Source organism: Rhodopseudomonas palustris, from assembly GCF_034479375.1.
In the GTDB taxonomy this organism is placed as follows: Bacteria; Pseudomonadota; Alphaproteobacteria; order Rhizobiales; family Xanthobacteraceae; genus Rhodopseudomonas; species Rhodopseudomonas palustris_M.
Genome location: NZ_CP140155.1, coordinates 3,081,376 through 3,103,784 on the forward strand (window position 1 = coordinate 3,081,376; position 22,409 = coordinate 3,103,784).

Here is a 22,409-nt window from a genome sequence, read left to right on the forward strand (position 1 = left end):
GATGGATTTTGCCAGCGACAACGCCGTCGGCGCGAGCCCGCGCGTGCTCGAAGCTCTCCTCGCGGCCAATGAGGGCGCCGAGCCGGCCTACGGCCACGATTGCTACAGCGACCGCGCGCGCGCGCTGCTGAACGAGGTCTTCGAATGCGAGGTCGCGGCTTACTTCGTCGCGACCGGAACGGCGTCGAACGCGCTCGCGCTCGGCGCGATCACCCCGCCTTGGGGGGCGGTGTTCTGTCATCATCAGGCCCACATCGCCAATGACGAATGCGGCGCGCCGGAAATGTTCACCGCAGGCGCCAAGCTGATCGGCGTCGACGGCGCGCACGGCAAGATCGATCCGGCCGCCCTGCGCGACATCCTCAGCGGATTCCCCGCGGGCACGGTGCGGCAGGTGCAGCCGGCCTCGCTGTCGCTGTCGCAGGCGACCGAATGCGGCACGCTTTACGACTGCGGCGAGATCGCCGCACTCGCCGCCATCGCCCACGATCGCGGCTTGGCGGTGCATATGGACGGCGCGCGCTTCGCCAATGCACTGGTCGCGATCGGATGCACGGCAGCCGAGATGAGCTGGAAGGCCGGCATCGACGTCCTCTCCTTCGGCGCGACCAAGAACGGCGCTTTGGCCTGCGAGGCCGTGATCTTCTTCGACGAGGCGAAGGCCGCGGCGTTCGCCTATCAGTGCAAGCGCGCCGGCCACGTCCTGTCCAAGGGGCGGATGCTCGGCGCGCAGATGACCGCCTATCTCGCCGGCGGACACTGGCTCGATCTCGCGCGGCTGGCCAACCGGCGCGCCGCCGAATTGTCGGACGGCCTCACCCGGGTGCCGGGCGTGCGGCAGGCTTTCGAGCCGCGCGGCAATCAGCTCTTTGCCGCACTGCCCCGGCCGGTCGATGCGGCGCTCAGGAAGGCCGGCGCGCGCTACTACGAATGGGGCGACCGCGGCTTCGGGCGGATGCTGACGCCAGGGACCAACGACGTTCTGGTTCGGCTGGTGACGTCCTTCGCGACCTCGGCCGACGACGTCCGTGCCTTCGTGAGCGCCGCCCGGGGCGCGACGTGAGCACGACGCGGAACCAACATTGCTTTTGCTGTAACCCGAACTTCGTAGTCGAGAGAGGCACGACGATGCTGATGAAGAGATTGATGGTGGCGATCGGGCTTGCGCTCGCTGCGCCGGTGGCGGCCCATGCACAGAACATCGTGATCGGCGCCAGCGTCCCCGATACCGGACCGGCCGCCGCGCCCGCGATATGGCAGCGGTGGGGTTACCAGCTGGCGCTCGACGAGGCCAATGCGGCCGGCGGCGTGCTCGGCAAGAAAATCGAGATGCTGGCCTACGATAACCGCTGCAATCCGTCGGAAGCGGTGAACGTCGCCAACAAGCTGATCGAGGCCAAAGTCGTCGCCATCGTCGGCGCACATTGTTCGTCGGCGACGCTCGCCACCATGCCGCTGATCGCCGCGGCGAAGATTCCGCTGGTGGACGGCATCGCATCGAGCCCGAAGATCACCGATCTATCCGGCGTCGGCGGCAACGAATGGACGTTCCGCATCAACCCGTCCGACGACGACATGATGAACGCGCTCGGCATCTATCTGAGCGGCAGCTCGAAGATCAAGCGTGTGGCCATATTGGGCGAGGACACCGACTTCGGACGCGGCGGCGCCGCGGCCTTCGCGACGGTCGCCAAGAAGTACGGACTCGAGGTGATCTCGACCGACTTCCACCCGCAGAGCTATCCGGACTTCACCGCGCTGCTGACGCGCATCCAGCAGAGCAAGCCGGACGCGATCGCGATCTTCCAACTCGCCGGCGATCAGCTCAACTTCCTGCGCAATGCGATGCAACTCGGCGTGCGGATTCCGTTCATCGGCCGTTTCGACCCCGGCGGCAACAATCTGCAGATCATCCAGGCCGGCGGCATGGAGGGTTCGATCACCGCATGGACCTACAGCTATCTGGTCGATACGGCCGCCAACAAGGCCTTCGCTGCGGAGATCGAGAAGCGCCACAAGACCACGCCGGTGTTGCAGACCTGGGCCGGCTACGACGCCATGCGCCTGCTGCTGACGGCGATCAGGAATGCCGGATCGACCGACCCCACGGCGATACGCGACGCGATCAAGAAGATCGAATTCACCAACGTCATGGGGGCCAAAGTTACCTTCGACGACCACAACCAGGGCGGCAAGGTCGTGCTGATCGAAGGCGTGGCCGACAAGAAGGTCAAGATCCTGAAGGAAGTCTCGCTGGCGAACTGACCGGCACCCCGACGCCCGCCGCTCGGAGCCCGGCCGGAAAAGCGCCTCGCATTTTCCGCCGGCCTCCGCCCGCGCAGCAGGCGCTTCTAACAACGAACCGCCACCCCAACTTCACGCTCACTGATATCTCCCATCGCGGTCGACCGCGTAAGCAGCCCGAAGTCGATGCATAGACGGCAGTGAGGTCGCCACCGTTCGGCCTCGGGGATCCCTAGGCAGTTATCGAAGCCTACCCCTACGGACGCGAACACGCACCAGCGATACCACGGCCCCCGGCCATGAGTAGATGATAGCAGATCGCCAAGCATACCGCATCGGTGTGCGGCGGGCCAAGTTCCGCCTCTAGTCGATATCGTAGTTCTGCTTGTCGCTATAGCCGGCCCAAGCTTCAGAGGCGAAAGACGGTGAACCGTCAATCCACCCGGCTGTCTGCCACAGGATATCCAATTGTTCCTGAATCTCCGCGGCAAGTTCACCGTTCATCTCGGCCAGTTTGGCCACGGGTAAGATGACCTCCGGCTTCCGCACTCGTCTCCCGCCGGGCCTTTACGCCCCGCTCCGACGAGTCGAAAAACCCTCTTGCCCGCCTGTCACTGCTGGCTCTGTCTGGATCAGGAGTAGTCAGCAGAAGGCAGCATTTCCATGCCCGAACCAGATCGTATCATCCGTCTGAAAACCGTAATTGCCCGCACCGGCCTGTCCCGGTCCACAATCTACCGCAAGATCGCCGAGGGCACCTTCCCGGCTCAGCTCAAAATCAGCAGCAACGGAACCGGCTGGCATGAATCCGACATCCACCGCTGGATCGCCCATCCCGCGGGGTGGAGGCCGAAGCATGAGTCAGATAAGGGCAAATGAGGATGGGACTCGCTTGCTGCCGACGACAAGCGCCGACACGACCTCTTGCTGATTCCTGTTCAAGCTGCCCATCAAAACGGCACAACGTCTCCCGCCGCCCCTCTGGCGAAATTCCGGTGATGGTCGTCGAACGCCTTCATGGCTTCAACCGATCCGCCCCTTGCGCGGCGCGCCTCAGCGGCAAACGAGCGGGACCACCGTGCCGTTGCCCGCTTCGCCACGCGCTCCGCGCTTGAACTGCCCCTTGCGACCGCAGGAATACGCGACGCTGAAGTCTTTCTTGCAGCCATAGGCCGGATCGCCGAGCACCTTGTAGGAGACCTTGTAGTTGCAGGAGCGCCGGCCATTGCAGGCGGCCGCGACCTGGCGCGTCGCATTGCCCGGAGCGACACGGCACGAGGCACCATAGGTGGCACTGATAACGCGGATCACGTTCTGATCCGGATCCTGGCCCATGGCATGGGCGGCGGCATTCAGACCGACCACCATGGTGATAGCGGCGACGACGGTCGCCACGGTGCACCGGGAAAACATGGAAAAAGACCCTCCTTCAGTAATTGGGATGTGTTGCGGCGTTGCAGTTTGGAGTCATCCAGACGAGCGGCGGGCCAATTAAAGTAGCTCGCTTCGGGACCGCGCTGCAAATCTCGTGAAGCACGCTATCCGTTTCGCTCGTCGGACGCCACTGGCCGGACGACCCTCGGCGCTATACGAACGTTCAGTCCTCCGGTCCGAGCGCCGACGAGCCGCCTCCTTCGTTCCTGTCGGCCCTTTGCACCGTCGAATCCAATCATGGCAGCGATCATTCATCTCGAATATAGTTTCGGGTAAGGACAGGTGCGCCACCGATGTGGACGACGCGGCTTCGGCTCTTTTCATAGAACAAGCCGACCGTTCGGACCGAAGACAGCGCCCTCTCGGATCTTCGGCTCTCGACCACTCCAGGCGCAAGGCGGCTCCGTGACGGATTCCAGACCATGACGATCTTCTTCTGGAATCCGATTTCGCTGACCTATCTGACCCAGCTGGTCCTGGTGCTGGTGATCGCGGCCCTGCTCGTTAAGACGCAGCTCAGGCGAGATTCGCACGCCGAGACGCCACGTTCGACCATCCTGCTGGCGAGCAGCTTTGGCTTTTATGGCAGCTACAGCGTCTTGAGTTTCCTCCGGGCGATACTGCGCACGGACCTCCAAGCCTGGGTCGAACCACCGATCAGCGTCCTGTCGTCCATCGCGATCGTGCTCTTCGTCCAATTCGCTCATCACTTCCCAGAACCGTTCGCGCGCGAGCGGGTCGAGCGCCGCGTCGTGACGGCTCTGTCCATTGTCTTCGTCGCCGTCGAGGTCGGCTTCGCGATCTATCGCTACCAAGAACTCGGCCTCGGGCATGTCGAGTACCGGCCGGCGTTCATGGATCTGCCCGCCATCGCGGCGATGGGTTGGCTGTTCGTACTGGCTTTTCGTCGGGCTCTTCGCGCCGCGACGGATCGCGATCGGGGCCGTCCGCCGGACGCGCCGAAGCGCGAATGGTCGAACAATCCCGCCGCTGCCGCCCGCGCGGTGCTGCTGTTCGCCATCGTGCCTTTGCTGCTGGTGATCGTCACCCTGTTGCAGGCCTATCACCTGATCGGCGTCGAGACGCGGGAAATCGCCGCCGCCTTGCTGAACCTCGCGGGGCTTCTCGGTTTTCTCCTTCTCTACTTGAACTACTTCGTGACCGAAGGGTCGTTCTCGATCAAACTGAGCAGCACCGCGCTCGCTCTCGTTCTGGGAGGCTTCACCAGCGTCGCCTGGATCATCGGCTTCGACTTTTCCGGCGCCTACAAGGGCGACACTTCCAGCCTCAGATATCAGACCCACGTCTTCCGCCCCACGGCCGAGGGCGGCTACAACGTTTCTCGCGTCGACTATGCGTTCGTCCCGGTCGAGGCACAGGTCCGCCAGCCCGGAGCCTTCCGAATCGAGTTGCCGTTCGACTTTCCGTTCTTTTCGAAAGTCCACCGCCAGGCCTTCATCCGCGAGGACGGCATGGTGGGATTCGAATCCGTCCCAACCTGGCCCGACACGGTGTTCCGGAACGGCGCGCAACCGGCGATCTTTCCCCTAGCGGTCGATCTCGCCGAGCCGGCGACGAACGTGTCCGCGGAGGAGGGAATTCACCTGTCCACCTCGCCGGAGGAGGTGGTCGTCACGTGGTCCGGCTTGCCCCGCGCCGGGGAGAAGGGCGATCACTATGCTTTCCAGATGATCTTGCGGCCATCGGGCGAGATCCAATTCTCCTATCAGGAGCTACCGCGGATTCTGCTCAACGATCTGTTCGTGCCCAACCGGGTGCCGATGCTCATGGGAGTGACCCCTGGATTCTCCAATGGCGAGACGCGGCTCGTACACTTCCAGCGGGGACAAACCTTGAACGGACCGCCAGGGACTGGCCTGATCGAGAACTTCAGGTTGGACTACCTCGCCTATCTGAACGGGATCTACACCCCTCTCGCCTGGCTGATCCTGGTGACCTCGCCGGCAACGTTGCTGGTGTTTCAAGCTTTGTTCCGGACCAACCTCGTGCGTCCGCTCGACACGCTGCTCGCCGGCGTCGGACGGTTTCGCGAGGGGACGCTCTCCCAGCGCCTGCCGGTCCACTTCCCCGACGAGATCGGCTATCTGACCCGATCTTTCAACGAGATGGCCGAGAAGCAGAACGACCTGCTGAACGGTCTGGAAGACCGTGTCACGGAACGCACCGCGGAGGTCACGATCCTGGCCGACCGCAATGCCCGGCTCGAGGAGCGCAGCCGGATTTCGAGCGACCTCCATGACGCCGTCAGCCAGACCCTGTTTTCTGCAGTGCTGATCGCCGAAACCCTGCCCGAGCAGTGGAAGCGCGACAGGACTAAAGCCGAGGCCCTGCTGACCGACATCGCCCGGTTGAACCGGTCGGCACTCGATGAGATGCGCGACCTCCTGAGCCGCGTCCGGTCGCCGGATCTCGTCGAGCCTGTCCTCGGGACGCTCCTTCGCGGCCTCGTCGCGCGGTTCGAGGAACGCCACGCCCTCGGAATCAGCTTGACGGTAGGCAGCGACGCTCGCCTGGACGAAGACGTTCAGATCGCCTTCTTTCGGATCGCACAGGAAGGACTGAACAACGTCATGAAACACGCCTCCTCCGCGACCGTGCGGCTGTTCTACGAGGCGCTCGAAGGTCAGGCAATCCTGACGATCGAGGACGACGGCAACGGATTCGACACCGCTCACCTTCGCGAAGGCAGCATGGGCCTGCAGATCATGGCGGAGCGGGCAAGAAAGATCGGCGCCGTTCTCGAGACGACGTCGAGGCCGGGCCACGGGACGCAGATTACGCTCATCTGGAATCAAAACGATGCCTGAGACCTCGATCCGCCTGCTGCTCGCCGACGATCATCCGGTCGTAAGGGCCGGCCTGCGCCACGTGCTCGGCACCATTTCCGGATTGTCCGTCGTCGCGGAGGCGGAATCCGGAGAGGAAGCCCTCTATTTGTGCGCAAAGCACCGTCCAGACATCGTCATCATGGACGTGAAGATGGCGGGCATCGGAGGCACTTCGGCCACCCGCGCGATCTGCCAGACCTATCACCCCGGCACCCGGGTTCTCGGCCTCACGACCGAGGCGGATATGACCACGGTGTCCCAGATGATCGACGCGGGGGCGAGCGGGCTGCTGCTCAAGACCTGCACCGTGAACGAACTCGAGACCGCGATCCGCGACGTCTTGGCGGGCCGCATCGTCCTCGACCCCCTGCTGCAGAAGGGCGCACCCCGGGCGCGAACGGCGGCAGCGGAAAGCGAGATCACCCTCGGCAGCCAGCAGAAGAAGGTGCTGGCGCTACTCGTCAAGGGCTTCACCAATTCCGAGATCGCCGAGCGGCTCGGCATCTCGCTGCCGACCGCGCGCTATCACGTCAGCGCAATTCTGGTGAAGCTTGGAGCCTCGAACCGAGCCGAAGCAGCGGGATTGGCGGTCCGCCTGAACATCGTTGGGGCCGACGATTATTGACCCGCTTGGGGGCTGGGGGATGAGGGCCGCTCGACGCCCGTCGCCTGCTCCCGACGCTTACCGCGAAGCCGTCGCCAGCCTCGCCGATGAGGCCCTCTATCTTCGTACAGTCCAAACTGGCCGACCGTCTCATTCCCGTCCCCCCGCCCCCGAATTAGGTTGATCGGGCGGCGCGGTTCACCCTTGCTGATTGCCCGGTCGGATCGACGTCGGACAACTCTCTTTCGGCCCCGCTGGTCGAAAGGGTTCGTCGTATATCCGCACACAACATCACAACAACTCGAAAGGAAATCTCGATGAAGCTCTCTTGGAATGCTGCGATCGTCGCCGGCACCGTACTCGGCGTCGTCCTGTCGTCTGGCGTGGCTCTCGCAAAGGCCGGAAGCTGTAATGGCGTGAGCGGATATTACGGCACCAACACCGCAATCGTCGTCGGCGCTGACGGAAAGACCGTGAATGTCGTTGTCGCCAACGGCACCCGCCCGAACGCCTACGGCACCTGCGACGGCAACCAACTGGCCGTCAATTTCCCGGATGACCATACGATCAAGGCCACCTTCGACGGCAAGGTCATCAAGTGGGACAACAACACGACCTGGACCAAGGCCAAGTAAGCCGATATGTATTGAACGCACTTGCCGGGACGTGCCCGGCAAGTGCGCCGCGCGACTCGAGCCTGCCCCGAAATTCGACGCCGTCGACGCTTGCCCGCAAGGGAGATTGCAGAGCCGATCTCACTTTCGTATCACGCGGGACGCCTTGCTGAGACTCGACCTGAGACTCGACAAAATTGCGTAAGGTGCGTACGTCAGGGACTAAAACAAGGGACTTAATGCGGTGACCAACGGCCGGCGCGCCCAGTCGGTGCTCGACAACCGCGCCGTCGAAGCCCTGATGAACGCCAAAGGTTCGATCGTGGTCGAGCTGGTCGCCATCATTATGCTTGGTCGATCAGTCGAACCGACATGATCGAGATATTCGTCAAGATAGAAGATTGCGTGAAGGCTCGGAGTCGCTGAAAACTGTCGTCGAAACGAGGACCCACCAGATGAAACTTCGCATTGCTCTCGCCGTCGGCGCCTTCGCGGGCCTTACAACCGTCGCGCCGCTGGCTTTCGCCGATGCAACCACCCAGATAATGCACGCCAATGCGCAGTGCTACGTCACGGCCAAAGGTGGATCGGGAGTCGATTGCCAGCCAAACAAGAAATTCCCCAACAAGAAAATAGACTTCACAATCGTCGGCACATTTGAGGACGGTAAACCGGTCAAATTCCGCAATCCCACGGCGATGTGCATGCTCAGCTGGTTCGACGGCAAGATGGGCTGCTACGCGCAGCCCAACGATCCATCGGACAAGACCATGATCTGGAAGACCTTCAATCGAGACGGCAAGGGCTATCAGATCCAGAATGTAGGCGCGAACTGCTGGCTGCACATCAATCCCGACGGTTTGGACTGCTCACCAGACAAGCCGGATCCCCGCGAGGACGCCTATTACTGGAATCTTCTCGGATAACTTCGTCGAGCCGGAATAATCACCTACACGACGGGCGGATACCGCCCGATCGCTTGTTTCGGCGCATACCCGGACTCCTGACCGTCTCCAATTGAAAGACCAACAGATGCCCGCCAAGCTCATCCTGCTCGCTTTCGTTGCCCTGCTCTCCCTTGTGCCGGCGGTCTCCGGCATCGCCGCCGGACTCAAATCCACGCCACAACAGGGCGGCGTCGGGACGCCCCAGAGCAATGTCGTCCCAGAACCGCCGATCATCCACATGGGCACTAAATTCTCGGCGCCGTCGCAAAATTCCAATTCTATCGGCGCTCATCCGTCGCCCAACAACCAGCAACAACTTCAGCTGGACCTCCAACAGACGACGTCGCAGCCTATGCAGAATTTCGGCATCAAGTAGCAAGCGCTCCAAGCCATCGATGGTATGCAGCCCGGATGCGACGCGCCATCCGAGATGACACGGCACGGTCGAAACTAATCCACCGTCACCGTGATTGGCATACACGGTGTGGATCGGCGCGGGGTCCCGGCGCCGATCGGCGTGGCAAGCCCCTTGGGTCGATTGAATTTTAGAACATGATCACGCAAAGTGAATTCCGGCTTTCGGAAACGATCATACTCAAACAAGTAGTTTGAGCATGATGACGATTCGTCGATACGTCATCATGCTCTAGTCGTGGACTTATAAGCTCTGTGTCAAAGTCTCGTAGAGACCATCAGGACATCAGCGAGGAAGTTTCTCGCGAGCTTGTAGAAGTACGTGGCAATTCGCCGGAAGTATTCGAGCTCGCAGAACAAGCGTTCGATCAGGTTGCGCTGGCGATAGAGACACGGATCGACCGAGAGTTTGCCGCCATCCTTCTTTCAGTGTCATTCCTTCGCGAAGATAAACTTCGCGTCTTGCGCCGGGTCGGCGTCGCAAGGTGCAGCGAGCATCGCGAATGGAAACGGCGCGTTTTCGTCCTTCGGCGCATCGACCTTCCAGCACAGCCCCTCGGCCGAGCGGATGGCCGCGGAATCGGTGGAGGCGGCTTTCGACTGCCACCGCGCCGCCGTGCGGTCGCAAGCTTCGAGCACCAGTTTCGCGGCGCCTCCGTTTGGCGCCGACTGCGCGTCGATGCAGAGGCCGGGATGCTGGTCGAGCGTCAAGGCGCCGTCGGCGCGAATGAAAACCTTGTCGGCGGGCAGCTTGCAATTGCGCAGCACCAGGTCGACGCCGGCCTCCCAGCGCTGGTCGCGCGCGCCGACACAGCTCGACGATGCGCCGGGCAGATCCGGAGTGATCATCTCACCGCCTGGACGGCTAGCCTGCGCCGCGGCAAGTTTCTCCGGCGACAGATTGCGGGCACAGATCTCGACGCCGCGACCGACCCAGCAGGCGCCCTTGCGCGTCAGTTCGCCGAGCGGCGCTTGCGCGTGGGTCGATGCCGGATCCGCATTCCAGCTCGCTTCCGCCCGGTTATTCCCGGTGACGTTGACATAGGCGAAGTAATCGCCACCGCTGATCCGGAACGAGCCGTCCTTGTCGGCGTCGAAGTCGCAGCCCCCCCTGATATAGGTCTTGCCGTTCACCACCAGCGTGCAATCGGCTGGACGTGGCGCCGCGACGGCGGGACCGGCCACCGAAAGGGCGAACAGGCCCGCGCACGCCGCGAGCGTCGTCGTTGCGGTCATAGCTCTCATTTCGGTGCCCTCCTTGGCAGCTCTACGCCTGTAACACGCGCTTCATCGGCACGAAAACACCGCGCTGGTGTAGAGCTCGCGCGTGGTGTGTTCGGTCACCGGCGACTTGCCCCTCTGATAGCGCAGCGTGCAGGCGCGGGTGGTGGCCGGCAGTGCTTTCTGCAGCGCATAGCCGCCTTCGTAGCGGCAGGTGATCGCCGACGGCGACTCCGGGGCCGGCTGGCCCTCGCCCCACAATGTGTAAACCAACGGTTCGCCGGCCTTCGCCTCTTCGCCGTTGTCGGCCATGCCGCTCATCATCTCGTTCTTGTTGTCCGCCAGCGGTGTGACATCTGGATCGATCAGCCGGACGATAGTGGGCCCGAAGCTCGGCTGCATACCGTTCAGATCGTATTCCTTGCCCTCGAACGGCAGCCGTTTGATCGCGGTATATGTCAGCTCGATCGTCGGCGGACAGGCGATCGTCGCGCCGCCGTCCTGCGCTTGCGCGGGCACAGCGCCGCCGAGGATGCCGATTGCAAGCACTGAGGTGCAACAGATGATCATGCGGGCCATGGTCGGCTCCTGGCTGGTCAGGTCTGGCGGCCGCGACCGCCGGTGAATACTTGCAGTCGCACATGTAGGTGGTAACGCGGATTTCCTTGCCGCCCCAAGGTACCATTCAGGCGTTATTCCAGTTCGGCGCGAGATTGTAGCCGGGGCGCTTGCCTTCGATGTCGGCCGCGCAGATGAAGTAAGCCTCGCCCGGCCCGCTTCCCTTCGGCTGGTAACGACCGGACGAGATCGGCGCGTAGCCGGCCTTGCCGCAGGTGGCCGCGAAACCGTTTGTGCATTTCATCGATGCTGTCAGTTGCATTTGAAAGACGCCAGATCCATGCCCCAACTGCCGCCGCCCGGATCCTTGCTGCGCAGGATCGCCGCGGTGCAGCTCTTCGGCCGTCCGACGGACCGGTGCAGCGTGACGCCGGCCTCGTACACGCAACCGATCCAGACCTCGATCTGCCCGTCGAACCGCCAGTCGAGACGTTTCTTTCCTTTGGGGGTCCCCGGCACGAGCACGGTCTGACCGGCGGTCCGGCCGAACACCGCGACGTCCTGCAGCCAGGTTTGCGACGAGGTGTCGCCGCCGATCACCGGCGTGAAGCCGGCGATCTGCTCAGGCTTCGCGAGCGTCACCGAAAGTGTCTGCAACCGCTCCGGGCACGCGATTGCGCTCTGGGCATGCAACGCCCCCGGCGCCGCTCCGATCAACGCCGCTACGAGCGCTATGATGCGCGTGCTTCGCCGCAACGACGGCATCGCTCCTCCAACTCTGACCGACAGGCTCAGTGCTCACCGCTCTGCATCGTGCAGGCTCCCAGATCTTGCACCACGCGGCGGACGTTTCCGAGTTGGAAATCAACCTTCTTGCCGCGCTCCTGCCAGTGCAGGACTGGGCCGTTCAGAAATTCATCGGACCATGGCGTTCGCAGCGAGCCGCCGGCGTGTTCGATCGTTGCCATCACCTGGCGCACCGGACCATTGCCGATGCTGAAGCTGGCCGGCTGCTGGCCACCGCCAGCGCGCGCCGCGCCGCTCTTGTCGAACACGTAGGTTTCTTTGCCGGTCAGCACCTTGGTGTAGTTCGGACCGGCCTTGTAGCTCTGTGAAATCCGTAATTTCCAACTCGGCGCCGCGGTCAGATCGGCAAAACAGGAATTGAATTGGCCGGTCTTGTCGGTCTGGATCTGAACCTTCCATGCGCCCACGCTCGACCAGGTGACTTGCTGACCGCTGATCAATTTTCGGTTCTGGGTATTGTCGCCGACTGCGACGCAGCGAATCGTTGTCGGCGGCTTTTGACAGCCGTCCCTGAACCAGGCCACCTCGTTGTTGAGCGGCACTTTCTTGCCACAACTGTTGTTGCAGGCGCAGGTCTTGGGATTGCTGAGCACGCAGAACGGCTGATCGCTCTTATACGGCTTGCTGGCGTATGAACCGCCGACCTCGATCCATCCCAGCGTGTATTGTTGGGCCTGCGCCGGCACCGACGCGGCAACGAACGGCAGCGCCGCAGCGAAGGCGACCCCAACGAGATTGCGAAACAGCATGATTTTCATAGCTTCACTGATGGTGTGGCGTGCGCCGCGGCGAGCAGGGCTTTGATGGAATTGCGCGATCGGCCGAAACGATCAGGTATTACCGGAAGCCCGAGCGACGCAACTGTCGAGACCGTTCATCACGCTCTCCATCGAGGTGTTTCCGATCGGCCATGCAAAGCTCTTCAGGCCGGTGGAGATCAGGATGTTGTTCTTGATCTTCAGAACCGACTGAAATCCGGCCATGTCGATCACGGCCCAGGAGCGAATGCCGTTGGTAGTGCCGGGATAGCTCTTCTTGCGCGTGAAATCGAAACTGATGGTCATCGCGATCGGCCCTTTGAGTCCCGGCGTCGGCGGCACGCTGACGCTGTATTTCTGGGCGAGATTCTGGGCGATCCGCAACATGCCGACCTTGCCCTTGAGAGTTGCCGCGCAGCGATCGAAGCGGCCGTTCTCGTTGATACTGTCGATCGTAAATGGACCGATCTTCTGCACGGTTTTTTCCGCGTATTGCGACCACGCCGGCACCGCTGCGAACGACAACATCATGACGGCGGCAATCAGACTTCCAAGCACGGCGGCTGCGGTTTTCACTTCAGTTCTCCTGGTGCATGCGGACGATCGTCCGCCGAAGGGCGGGTCGTGAACAATCAGGCATTTGCTTTGGCGTATGCCAAAGCACCGCTTCGAAATCGGAAGGCGGGAGTTGAGCCGCGGACCAGCTTGCGCCTGTTCCTATGCAGATTGCAGCTCGTGGTGAGATGCCGATACACGCAGTCGATGGTGCAGACCGGCCAGCTTAGATAAGGCGGGCAAAGGCCCGCTTACGGCGGTCAAGTTGACCAGCCTAACCAAAAGGCATCATTCCACGTCCCCCTCGCCTGCCGCATGGCACCTTCGCTCGGCTAGCGCTCCTGAGTTCCAATCTTATGAGGGTTCCAAAACGTAATCAATCATCGGGAGAAAAAATGATGGGTAGCTGGTCGGCCGTGAATTACTCCCAAGCGCCTAACATGTAAGATGAACCGCTCTATTTCCGGGAAATCGCAGTCTGAATAGCGATTTTCTTGCAACTTCAGGTTGGCGATTCCCTCGAATCTGAAGTTGTGATTTACTTCGCTAAAGGGATCTGGCGGAAGGATTTCGATGCAGCGGCGGGAGAGCGGCGAGCAGGATCTGTTTCGGTCGCGGCTCGATCAGGCGATCGACATGGAGCACGCGCTGGTGAAACTCGCGCGGACGATCGACTGGCGATTTCTGGAAGACTAATGTGGCGCGGTCTACGACGACGATCCCGGGCGGCGCGCCGATGCCGACGCGACTAGTGGCGGGACTCGCGATCCTCAAGCACTCCTACAATGTCAGCGACGAGGTGTTGTGCGAATCGTGGCTGGAGACCCTTACTACCAATATTATTGCGGCGAGGATTTCTTCCGCACCGGCTGCCGCTGTACCGTTCCTCGATGACCCACTGGCGCAATCGGATGGGCGAGGAGCTGCTGCAGGCGCTGTTGCAGGAGAGCTTGGCGGTCACCACCAAGACCGGCGCGATACGGCTCGTAATCGCCCCTGGAGCAGACCGCTATCGCCAGCGGACAGGCCAGGCGGGAGGCTTGCAGTTTTGTCCGTAAATGGCGCCCGAAGAGATTCAAACAGGCCCGCTTCCCGCTGTCGACTTCCGCCTTCTTGACCCAGTCATGCAGCGTCTGCGGCGTGCAGCCGATCTTGGCCGCGATCGACGTCACCGCCGCCCAGCGCGACGGATGCTCGCTCGCATGGTCCAGCACCATCCGAACCGCACGGGCCCGAACTTCGGGTGAAAACTTGTTCGTCGTTTTGCTCGTCATGGCTCCATCCTCTCAGGAGTTGGAGCCTCCGGCAAACCCGGGGCGGTTCACTACTGTCCAACAGTAGAGAGAACGACACCAACGACGAGCATGAGTGATTCACGAATGGCCGCAGTCCTCCCCACTGACGCATTGATCAATGCTGTGATGCTCGATTGGAGCGTTGTCGCGAAGTCTTTTGAGCAGCGACGTAGTCATGACTTTCACGATCAAGGGCCGTGACTACGATGTTTCTAATGCCACCCAAATATCCAACGGGCAGTCTCAGTCGCACATGGGTACAAGCCGGTACGGCAGTTTCTCCAATCCGCGATTACCCCATACTAGATCAGAGCCTTTGCCCGCCCGAGGCGTCGATTCGCTGGCCAGTGATCCATCCACCAGCATCCGACAGCAGCATCAGCACCACTCCCGCAATGTCGTTCGGTCGACCGAGGCGCTGGAGTGTAATTGTCTCGGTAGCAGCGGCAGCACGCGCCTGATCCTTGTCGAGCGGGTTCATGTCCGTCACCGTCGCGCCGGGCAAGACAGCATTGACGGTGATGCCGCGGCGACCCAGCTGCTTGGCCAGGACCACGCTTAGAGTCTCCAATGCCGCCTTCGACGGCGCGTAAATGCTCATATCGGGAAACGCCACCCGGGTTCCCATTGACGAGACGTTGACGATGCGACCGCCGTCTCTGATCGCTGGATGAAGCGCGCGGGTCAGAAAGAACGGCGCCCGGAAATTGACTGCGATCATGCGATCAAAGATCTCGTCGTCGACCTGGTCGATCCGGTAGCGCCCGCCATAACCGGCATTGTTGACCAATAGGTCGAAGCTGCGCTGTCCGGTGCGCTGTTCGACTTCGTCGAGAAATTTCGCCGCCAGCGCGTCGGGGCCGCCCCGCTCGGACAGATCGGCCTGAAGCAGAAAGCCGTCGCCGCCCCCGGCCCGGATCGCATCGAGAGTCTCCCCGGCCGCATCGGCGCCGCCGGCATAGTGCACGCCGACAACCGCGCCTTCGCGCGCAGCAGCGATCGCGATCGCCCGTCCGATGCCGCGGCTCGAGCCGGTGACCAGCGCCGTCTTACCAACCAATGCCCCGCTCATGCGGCGGCTTCGGCGTGGGAGGAAACCGACCAGCCATTGGTGGCTTCCAGTTCCTTGGCCTCGCGGATCAGCGCCGCGCGATCGATCTTGTTGGTGCCGGCCCACGGCAGATCGGCCACGAAGCTGACGCGGCGCGGATGCTGATAGGTCGGCCCGTTGCGCAGCGCGTAGGCCTTGATGTCTTCGGTCGTGGCACTTTGGCCGTCGGCCAACACGAGGAAAGCCACCGGCATCTGTCCGCGCTCCTCGTCGGCGAGAGGAACGACCGCGGCCTGGCGCACTGCCGGATGCGTCTCCAGCATCTTCTCGACGTCGCCGGGATAGATGTTCTCGCCGCCGCAGACGAACATATCGTCGGCCCGGCCGATGAAATAATAGAAGCCGTCCTCGTCGCGACGCATGACATCGCCGCTGTAGTACCAGCCGTCACGCATCACCGAGGCGGTCTTGTCCGGCATGCCGCGATAGCGCGTCATCAGCGCCGGATTGCGCATCAGCAGCACGCCCTCGTTGTCGTTCGGGCCGTCGACCAGCTTCACCATCGACGGGTCGATCGGATAGCCGATTGTGAGCGGCGGCAGCGGCTTGCCCTCCGGATGAGGGCCGAACACGGACGGGCCGGCCTCCGTGGTGCCGTAGCCGTGAGTCAGCATGGCATGCGGAAACGCCGCCTGAATCTTGTCGGCCATGGCCCTGGTGATCGGCGCAGAGGCCAGCGCCAGCCGCTTCAGCCGGCTATAATCGTTGGCGGCCAAGAGGTCGGGCTCGCGCAGCAGCCGCGCGAACATTGTCGGCACCGCAGTAACCGCGGTGACGCCATGATCCGCCATGGCCTGCAGATAGCGTCGGCTGTCGAAGCCCGGCATCAGAACCATGCTCGCATTGCTGGCGAAGATGCTCTTGGCGCCGAACAGACCGTTCATGTGGAACAGCGGCTGGGCGATGATGTAGACCTCGTCGCAGGTGTCGGCGCTGACGCCCTTGGCGGCAAGCGCCCAGAGTTGGCTGTCGTGGCTGAGCTCGACGCCCTTCGGCCGTCCGGTGGAGCCGGAGGTGTACAGGATCTGTCCGAGTTCGCCCGGCTGCGCCTCCACCGTTTCGAATTCGCCGGGCACGATGCGCGCGGCATAACCTTCGGGTCCCGCATCGTCGAAGTCGAGGAACGCGAAGCCCGCCGGCAGAAGCTGACGCGAGGCTGTATCGACGAAGGCAAACCTGGTGTCGGAGTCGCGCAGCACGAAATCGATCGTTTCGGCCGGCTGCTTGGTGTTGACCGGCAGCGCGACGAAGCCGGCGCGCATGATGCCGAAATACGCCGCAATGTACTCCGCACGGTTGAGCGAGAGGATGGCGACCGTCGTTCCACGCGCCAAGCCAAGCCCGGTCAAATAGGACGCCACGCCATTTGCGAGCCGATCGACCTCGCTATGGGTCCAGACCATCGGCTCCGGGGACCGCAAATCGATGATCGCGGGACGATCGAGATCGCGGGAGCGATCCACCAAATCTCCGAGGTTCTTCCATCGGAAGCTCATGCTCGTGCTCCTACCTTGTACTTCTCTTCGGCTTTCCGACTGAACGATGAAACAGACGCGCTCGCCGCGCTCTCGATCTGATCGACGAGATCGTAGTGACAGGCCGTCCTGCGATTTTCGCCGAGCGGCCGGAGGATCGGCCTCTCCTGCCGGCAGCGATCCGTCGCGAACGGACAACGCGTCGAAAACGCGCAACCTTCCGGAAGATCGGTCGGGCTGGGCAGATCGCCCTGCAGCACGAAACGCTTGCGGCTACGCATGACGTGCGGGTCGGCCACCGGCGCCGCGGCGAGCAGCGCCTGGGTGTATGGATGCGCGGGGTGCTTCCAGATCGTCTCGGCGGAGCCCGTCTCGACGATCCGGCCGAGGTACATCACGATCAGCTTATTGGCGATGTGCTGCACCATCGTCAGGTCGTGCGAGATGAACAAATAGGACACGCCGAGCTTGTCCGACAGATCCTGCAGCAGGTTGATCACCTGCGCCCGGATCGAAACGTCGAGCGCCGACACCGGCTCGTCGCAGATCACCAGCTTGGGCTTCAGCGCGAGCGCCCGGGCGATGCCGATGCGCTGCCGCTGGCCGCCGGAAAATTCGTGCGGATAGCGCGACGCCGCATCCGGCGGCAGACCGACCTGGCCCATCAGTTCGGCGACCCGCGCCGCGATCGCGGCCTTGTCGTAGCCCGCCACCTGCAACGGCTGCGCGATCAGATTGCCGACCGTGCGCCGCGGATTGAGCGAATTGTGCGGATCCTGGAAGATCATCTGCATCTTCGCGCGGATCGGACGCATCGCCGCCGGCGACAGGCTGGTTATGTTCTGACCATCCAGCACGATCTGCCCGTCGGTGGACGGGATCAGATGCATGATGGCCTTCCCGAGCGTGGATTTGCCACAGCCGGATTCGCCGACGAGCCCCACCGTCTCTCCAGGCTCGATGTCCAGGCTGACGTCGTTCACCGCGTGGACGACGCCGGACGACGTCTTATAGTCGACGACGAGGCTACGCACCGACAGAAGCGACATGGTAGTCCTCCATTCCGGTAGCCAGGAAACAGGCGGCCTCGTGGCCGGCCCCCTGATGGATCAAAGCCGGATGCTCGACGTGGCAACGCTCGAAAACCAGCGGACAGCGGTTGGCGAAGGCGCAGCCTTTCGGACGATCGGACAATCCCGGCACGGTTCCGGGAATCTCGACGAGCCGGCGACGACGTTCGTCGCCCGGCTTCGGCGTCGCGCCGATCAGACCTCGCGTGTAGGGATGGCGCGGATCGTCGAACAGCGCGTCGACCGGCGCCTCCTCGGCCTTCTTGCCCGAATACATCACGGTGACGCGGTCGGCGACATCGGCGATCACCCCGAGATCGTGAGTGATGAAGATCATCCCCATCCGGGATTCGCGCTGGATGTCCTTGAGCAGTTCGATGATCTGGGCCTGGATGGTGACGTCGAGCGCCGTGGTCGGTTCATCGGCGATCAGCAGCTTCGGCTCGCACGCGATCGCCATGGCGATGACGACGCGCTGGTTCATGCCGCCGGACAATTCGTGCGGATAGGCGTCGAGGCGACGCCTCGCGTCCGGAATGTGCACCCGGTCCAACAGCTCCAGCGACCGCTTTTCCGCGGCGCGTCGATCCAGCTTGAAGTGGCGGCGAAGCACCTCGGCGAGCTGATAGCCGACGGTGTAGACCGGGTTCAGCGAGCTCATCGGGTCCTGGAAGATGATCCCGATCTCACGTCCCCGCACCGCCTGCATCCTGGTGTCGCTCAACCTGGTGAGATCGCGGCCTTCCAGCAGGATGGCGCCGCCGGTGACTTTTGCGGGCGGCATCGGCAGCAGCCCCATGATCGCCAGCGACGTCATCGATTTGCCGCAGCCGGACTCGCCGACCAGACCGAGCGTCTCGCCGTGTTCGACGGTGAGGGAAAAGCGGTCGATCGCACGCAGCACGCCGCGCCGCGTGAACAGATCGACTTCGAGATCGCGAATTTCCAGCAGCGCCGCCATCTCAGCGGTCCCTCAGCTTGGGATTGAGCGCGTCGTTCAGACCATCGCCGATCAGGTTCATCGCCAGCACCGTGAGCATGATCGCAACGCCGGGGATCGCGCAGATGTACCAGGAGCGGCGGATCAGCGTGCGGCCATCGCCGATCAGCGCGCCCCAGCTCGCGACGTTGGGATCGCCGAGACCGAGAAACGAGATCGCGCTCTCGAACAGGATCGAGCTGCCGATGATCACCGAGGCGAGCACGATAACCGGCGGGATCGCATTGGGCAGGATTTCGCCCGCCATGATCCTGATGTTGCTCATGCCCATCGAACGGCACGCCAACACGAATTCGCGGTTCTTCAGCGTCAGGAATTCGGCCCGCGTCAGCCGGGCGATGCCGGGCCACATCGTGACGCCGATCGCCATCGTGATGTTGTCGATGGTCTGTCCCAGGATCGCGACGACGGTCATGATCAGCAGGATGTTCGGGACCGTTTGAAACAGTTCGGTGATCCGGGTCAGGATCTCGTCGATCCAGCCGCCGAACCATGCCGCGGCGGCTCCGATGACGACGCCGATGACGGTCGCGGTCAGGGCCGCGACGATGCCGATCATCAGCGTCGTGCGAGCACCGTAGGCCACCATCGCGAGAATGTTGCGGCCAATCGAGTCGGTTCCGAGCGGGAAGCGCGGATTGGTGAACGGCCATACCTCCGGCCGCGAAACGATGCGCAGCGGACTCTGTTCGATCAGCCAGGGCGCGGCGAGAGCGAGCGCCAACACCACGACGAGGATGATGATTCCGAGCAGCGCGCCGCGGTTGCGGGCGAAACGCACGGCGAACTCGGCAAAAGCGGATCGATCTTTCATGTTCATCGGCTCCGGATTCGCGGATCAAGCCGGTAGTAGGCAAGATCGACCAGCAGATTGGCGACGGCGACGACGACCGCCGACAGAACGAAGACGCCCAGCACGACTGGGTAATTGCGGCTCATCACGCTGTCGAGCATCAGGCTGCCGATGCCCGGCCAGGAGAACACCGCCTCGATCACCACCGAGCCGCCGAGCACGGTCCCGAGCTGCAGGCCGAACAGCGTGACGACCGGCAGCAGCGCGTTGCGGAAGACGTGGGCCAGGATCACGCGGGTCTTGCTGAGGCCCTTGGCGCGCGCGGTTCGAACGAAGTCGAGCGAGAACACCTCGAGCATCGAGGCCCGCATCACCCGGGTGTAGATCGCGGCGTAGAACAGGCCGAGCGACAGCGCTGGCAGGATGAGGTGGCGGATCACGTCGAGCACATGGCCGGCCGGCCCGAACTGCCCACCGATTGTCGTCATGCCGCCGACCGGCAGCCAATCGAGATGCACGGCGAAGAAGATGATCAGCATGATCCCGAGCCAGAACGTCGGCGCGGCGAAGAAAAACACCGCGGCCAGCGAGATCACCACGTCCCAGGCCGTGTTGACCTTCACCGACGCGATGACGCCGGCGATCATTCCGAGTGTCACCGCCACCCCGAGCGACGTCAGCATCAGCAGTAGCGTCGAGGGCAGCTGCGCAATGATGATGTCGAACACCGGCGCGTTCTGGCGATACGAATAGCCGAGGTCGAAGCTGAACACCGACCAGGTGTAGCGCAGCAGCTGCACGATCGCCGGTTGATCGAGGCCGTACAGCTGCTTGAGATGCTGCAACGTCGCCGGGTCGGTGACCTGCTGCTCGGACGTCATGATATCGAGCAGCGATCCCGGCGCCATCTGGATGAGCGTAAAGTTCATCACGATGACGCCGATGATCAGCGAGATGATCTGAAACAGTCGTCGCACGATCGAGCGTTTCATCACTTCATCTCCTCTGGGATTAGACGTCGAGCCAAGCGTCCGACAGGCTGTCCGCCGAAATATCGGCGCGATTGCCGACGCCCTTGACCTTCTTCGACATCATCGTCGTCGGGATCAGTTCGACCAGAACGGTGATCGGCAGATCTCGCGCTGCAATCTCTTGCAATTTGAAGGCCAAGTCCTTCCGCTTGGCTTCGTCGGACTCCACCGACATCTTGGCGACGATGTCGTCGACTTCGGGATTGGAATAGCCGGTGGCGTTGCGGAAAGCCGCGCCCTTCACAATCCCGCTCGTGCTGAGGTAGTCGGTCTGCTGGGGAACCAGCTCGACCCGCGCCGCGTAGTTCGACAGCGCGATGTCGTAATCGTAATCGCCGTAGATCTGCTTCAGCGAAGTCGCGCGGTCGGGCACGGTGAGCGTCACTTCGACGCCGATGTCTTCCAGATTCTGCTTCACGAACTGGCCGACCTTGCCGTTCTCCTCGAACCAGCCGGCCGCAAGCAAGTGAACCTTGAAGCGCGACTTGCCCTTCTTCGGGTAGCCGGCATCGTCGAGCATCTTGGCGGCTTTCTTCGCGTCGAACTCGTATCGCGGCAGGTTCGGATTGTAGAATTTCGGGTTTGTCGAGCTGACGAAGGACGTGCCGGGCTTGGCGCGGCCGAAATACACAACGTCCGAGATGGTCGCCCGGTCGATGGCGGTGAGTAGTGCGCGCCGCACGGCCGGGTCCTTGACGACATCGCGGCGGCTGTTGAATTCGATGGTCGAAGCCCAGGCGGCGCCGAGATAGCCGTCGGTCGATGCGACGAACTTACCGGACTTGGACAGCCGGTCGATGTCCGGGGTCGGGATCGGGTTGAAGATGCCGAGCTGCAGTTCGTCGGCTTCCAAGGCCGCGGTGCGCGATGCGGCGTCGCGCCAGTAGCGCATCACCAGCCCGTTGAGATAGGGCTTTCCCGCATCCCAATATTTGTGGTTGGCGGCATATTCGATATGGCTGCCGCGCACCCACTGCTTGAACTTGAACGGACCGGTTCCGATCGGCGCGTTATTGGCCGGGTTGGTAACGATCTCCGAGCCGTCGTAGACGTGCTTCGGAATGACCAGCGAGGTCGCCAGCACCGACTTGAAGAAGAACTCCGGCGTCGGCTCTTTGAAGCTCACGCGCACCCCGCCTTCGGTCACCTCGGCCCCGGATAAATTCTTCAGCGCCGCCTTGGCGATCGTCTGCAGCCAGTATTTTTCGATGCTGAAGACCACGTCGTCTGCGGTGAACGGCTTGCCGTCGTGCCACGTCACGCCTTTGCGGAGGACGATGTCGTACGACTTGAAATCGGCCGAAGGCTTGACCTCGGTGGCCAGCACGGGAAGGAAGCCGGCCTGGCTGTCCTGGCGCAGCAGCGGCTCCAGGATCTTGGTCGAGCTGATCAGCGGGCTGGAGCCGCCGCCGCCGGGAACGAACACGGCCTGCGGCTCGAAGCCACCCCAGGTCGCTATCAGCACGCCGCCCTTCTTCGGCGTCCCCTGCGCGAGTGCAGATGGAAACCCAAGCGACGTTCCGGCGGCGATCGCCGCAAGGGCGGACGTGCCCAGAAACACTCGTCTGTTGATGTGGCTAGTCATCTCGAATCTCCGATCCCGAACTGTTGGACGTTGTCAGTTGGCCG

General features: G+C 62.7%; 24 protein-coding genes and 3 pseudogenes. 10 read left to right on the forward strand and 17 right to left on the reverse strand.

Translation table 11 applies throughout. From position 1 onward, the window contains the following. The first annotated feature begins 1 nt into the window (after position 1). Together SR870_RS13920 and SR870_RS13925 are read left to right on the forward strand one after the other, a co-directional pair. The gene (locus SR870_RS13920) at positions 2-1,063 is read left to right on the forward strand and encodes a low specificity L-threonine aldolase (protein ID WP_322514149.1); all 1,062 of its coding nucleotides are present in this window, start codon (positions 2-4) and stop codon (positions 1,061-1,063) included. A 71-nt stretch (positions 1,064-1,134) separates the two neighbouring features. Beyond that, entirely contained in the window at positions 1,135-2,265 is a 1,131-nt protein-coding gene (locus tag SR870_RS13925) for an ABC transporter substrate-binding protein (protein ID WP_322514150.1), read from the forward strand. A 342-nt stretch (positions 2,266-2,607) separates the two neighbouring features. Here SR870_RS13925 and SR870_RS13930 read toward each other — a convergent pair whose 3' ends face one another. Further along, positions 2,608-2,766, reverse strand: a complete 159-nt coding sequence (locus tag SR870_RS13930; protein ID WP_322514151.1) for a hypothetical protein — start codon at positions 2,764-2,766, stop codon at positions 2,608-2,610. A 141-nt stretch (positions 2,767-2,907) separates the two neighbouring features. Here SR870_RS13930 and SR870_RS13935 point away from each other — a divergent pair, with 141 nt between their 5' ends. Continuing rightward, entirely contained in the window at positions 2,908-3,123 is a 216-nt protein-coding gene (locus tag SR870_RS13935; protein WP_322514152.1) for an AlpA family transcriptional regulator, read from the forward strand. A 174-nt stretch (positions 3,124-3,297) separates the two neighbouring features. On the opposite strand, the gene SR870_RS13940 is transcribed toward SR870_RS13935, so the two are convergent. Then, positions 3,298-3,657, reverse strand: a complete 360-nt coding sequence (locus SR870_RS13940) for a hypothetical protein (RefSeq protein WP_322514153.1) — start codon at positions 3,655-3,657, stop codon at positions 3,298-3,300. A gap of 443 nt (positions 3,658-4,100) precedes the next feature. Here SR870_RS13940 and SR870_RS13945 point away from each other — a divergent pair, with 443 nt between their 5' ends. From SR870_RS13945 to SR870_RS13970, 6 genes are all read left to right on the forward strand, one after another. After that, positions 4,101-6,506: a sensor histidine kinase gene (locus SR870_RS13945; protein ID WP_322514154.1), complete on the forward strand. Its 2,406-nt coding sequence runs from the start codon at positions 4,101-4,103 to the stop codon at positions 6,504-6,506. Next, positions 6,499-7,152: a response regulator transcription factor gene (locus SR870_RS13950; RefSeq protein WP_322514155.1), complete on the forward strand. Its 654-nt coding sequence runs from the start codon at positions 6,499-6,501 to the stop codon at positions 7,150-7,152. The genes SR870_RS13945 and SR870_RS13950 overlap by 8 nt, the downstream gene beginning before the upstream one ends. Before the next feature lie 296 nt (positions 7,153-7,448). Continuing rightward, complete coding sequence (locus SR870_RS13955; protein ID WP_011441951.1) at positions 7,449-7,766, forward strand: hypothetical protein; 318 nt, start codon at positions 7,449-7,451, stop codon at positions 7,764-7,766. A 223-nt stretch (positions 7,767-7,989) separates the two neighbouring features. Continuing rightward, on the forward strand, positions 7,990-8,121 hold the full coding sequence (locus tag SR870_RS13960; RefSeq protein ID WP_322514156.1) for a hypothetical protein: 132 nt from the start codon (positions 7,990-7,992) through the stop codon (positions 8,119-8,121). 79 nt (positions 8,122-8,200) lie between these two features. Beyond that, positions 8,201-8,671, forward strand: a complete 471-nt coding sequence (locus SR870_RS13965; protein WP_322514157.1) for a hypothetical protein — start codon at positions 8,201-8,203, stop codon at positions 8,669-8,671. A gap of 106 nt (positions 8,672-8,777) precedes the next feature. Further along, entirely contained in the window at positions 8,778-9,068 is a 291-nt protein-coding gene (locus SR870_RS13970) for a hypothetical protein (protein ID WP_011441953.1), read from the forward strand. Positions 9,069-9,364: 296 nt separating this feature from the next. On the opposite strand, the pseudogene SR870_RS13975 reads toward SR870_RS13970, so the two are convergent. From SR870_RS13975 to SR870_RS14005, 7 genes and pseudogenes are all read right to left on the reverse strand, one after another. Next, positions 9,365-9,502 (reverse strand): annotated as a pseudogene (locus tag SR870_RS13975) (IS5/IS1182 family transposase); the annotation flags it as partial. A gap of 36 nt (positions 9,503-9,538) precedes the next feature. Then, a complete protein-coding gene (locus SR870_RS13980; RefSeq protein ID WP_322514158.1) occupies positions 9,539-10,342 on the reverse strand; it encodes a hypothetical protein in 804 nt (267 codons plus the stop codon). Positions 10,343-10,393: 51 nt separating this feature from the next. Beyond that, positions 10,394-10,906: a hypothetical protein gene (locus SR870_RS13985; protein ID WP_322514159.1), complete on the reverse strand. Its 513-nt coding sequence runs from the start codon at positions 10,904-10,906 to the stop codon at positions 10,394-10,396. Between the two features lie 106 nt (positions 10,907-11,012). Then, positions 11,013-11,189 carry a hypothetical protein gene (locus tag SR870_RS13990; protein WP_322514160.1) on the reverse strand — a complete coding sequence of 59 codons (177 nt, stop codon included), beginning with the start codon at positions 11,187-11,189 and terminating at the stop codon, positions 11,013-11,015. An 8-nt stretch (positions 11,190-11,197) separates the two neighbouring features. Further along, complete coding sequence (locus SR870_RS13995; RefSeq protein ID WP_011441956.1) at positions 11,198-11,650, reverse strand: STY0301 family protein; 453 nt, start codon at positions 11,648-11,650, stop codon at positions 11,198-11,200. Positions 11,651-11,676: 26 nt separating this feature from the next. Beyond that, positions 11,677-12,450, reverse strand: a complete 774-nt coding sequence (locus tag SR870_RS14000) for a hypothetical protein (RefSeq protein ID WP_322514161.1) — start codon at positions 12,448-12,450, stop codon at positions 11,677-11,679. A gap of 72 nt (positions 12,451-12,522) precedes the next feature. Continuing rightward, a complete protein-coding gene (locus SR870_RS14005; protein WP_322514162.1) occupies positions 12,523-13,026 on the reverse strand; it encodes a hypothetical protein in 504 nt (167 codons plus the stop codon). Between the two features lie 552 nt (positions 13,027-13,578). On the opposite strand from SR870_RS14005, the pseudogene SR870_RS14010 reads away from it, so the two are divergent. Beyond that, positions 13,579-13,988 (forward strand): annotated as a pseudogene (locus tag SR870_RS14010) (transposase); the annotation flags it as partial. 99 nt (positions 13,989-14,087) lie between these two features. On the opposite strand, the pseudogene SR870_RS14015 reads toward SR870_RS14010, so the two are convergent. The 8 genes and pseudogenes from SR870_RS14015 to SR870_RS14050 form a co-directional block, all read right to left on the reverse strand. Further along, positions 14,088-14,279, reverse strand: a pseudogene (locus SR870_RS14015) (transposase); the annotation flags it as partial. Positions 14,280-14,607: 328 nt separating this feature from the next. Next, the gene (locus SR870_RS14020; protein WP_322514163.1) at positions 14,608-15,372 is read right to left on the reverse strand and encodes an SDR family oxidoreductase; all 765 of its coding nucleotides are present in this window, start codon (positions 15,370-15,372) and stop codon (positions 14,608-14,610) included. Continuing rightward, complete coding sequence (locus SR870_RS14025) at positions 15,369-16,907, reverse strand: class I adenylate-forming enzyme family protein (protein ID WP_322514164.1); 1,539 nt, start codon at positions 16,905-16,907, stop codon at positions 15,369-15,371. Before SR870_RS14025 ends, SR870_RS14020 begins: the two co-directional genes overlap by 4 nt. Beyond that, on the reverse strand, positions 16,904-17,935 hold the full coding sequence (locus SR870_RS14030) for an oligopeptide/dipeptide ABC transporter ATP-binding protein (protein ID WP_322514165.1): 1,032 nt from the start codon (positions 17,933-17,935) through the stop codon (positions 16,904-16,906). The genes SR870_RS14025 and SR870_RS14030 overlap by 4 nt, the downstream gene beginning before the upstream one ends. Continuing rightward, on the reverse strand, positions 17,913-18,917 hold the full coding sequence (locus SR870_RS14035) for an ABC transporter ATP-binding protein (RefSeq protein ID WP_322514166.1): 1,005 nt from the start codon (positions 18,915-18,917) through the stop codon (positions 17,913-17,915). The genes SR870_RS14030 and SR870_RS14035 overlap by 23 nt, the downstream gene beginning before the upstream one ends. A gap of 1 nt (position 18,918) precedes the next feature. Continuing rightward, positions 18,919-19,770 (reverse strand): ABC transporter permease, encoded by an 852-nt coding sequence (locus SR870_RS14040; RefSeq protein ID WP_322514167.1) that lies wholly within the window; start codon positions 19,768-19,770, stop codon positions 18,919-18,921. A gap of 2 nt (positions 19,771-19,772) precedes the next feature. Beyond that, entirely contained in the window at positions 19,773-20,741 is a 969-nt protein-coding gene (locus tag SR870_RS14045; RefSeq protein WP_322514168.1) for an ABC transporter permease, read from the reverse strand. Positions 20,742-20,760: 19 nt separating this feature from the next. Beyond that, complete coding sequence (locus SR870_RS14050; protein WP_322514169.1) at positions 20,761-22,365, reverse strand: ABC transporter substrate-binding protein; 1,605 nt, start codon at positions 22,363-22,365, stop codon at positions 20,761-20,763. Positions 22,366-22,409: the final 44 nt, after the last annotated feature.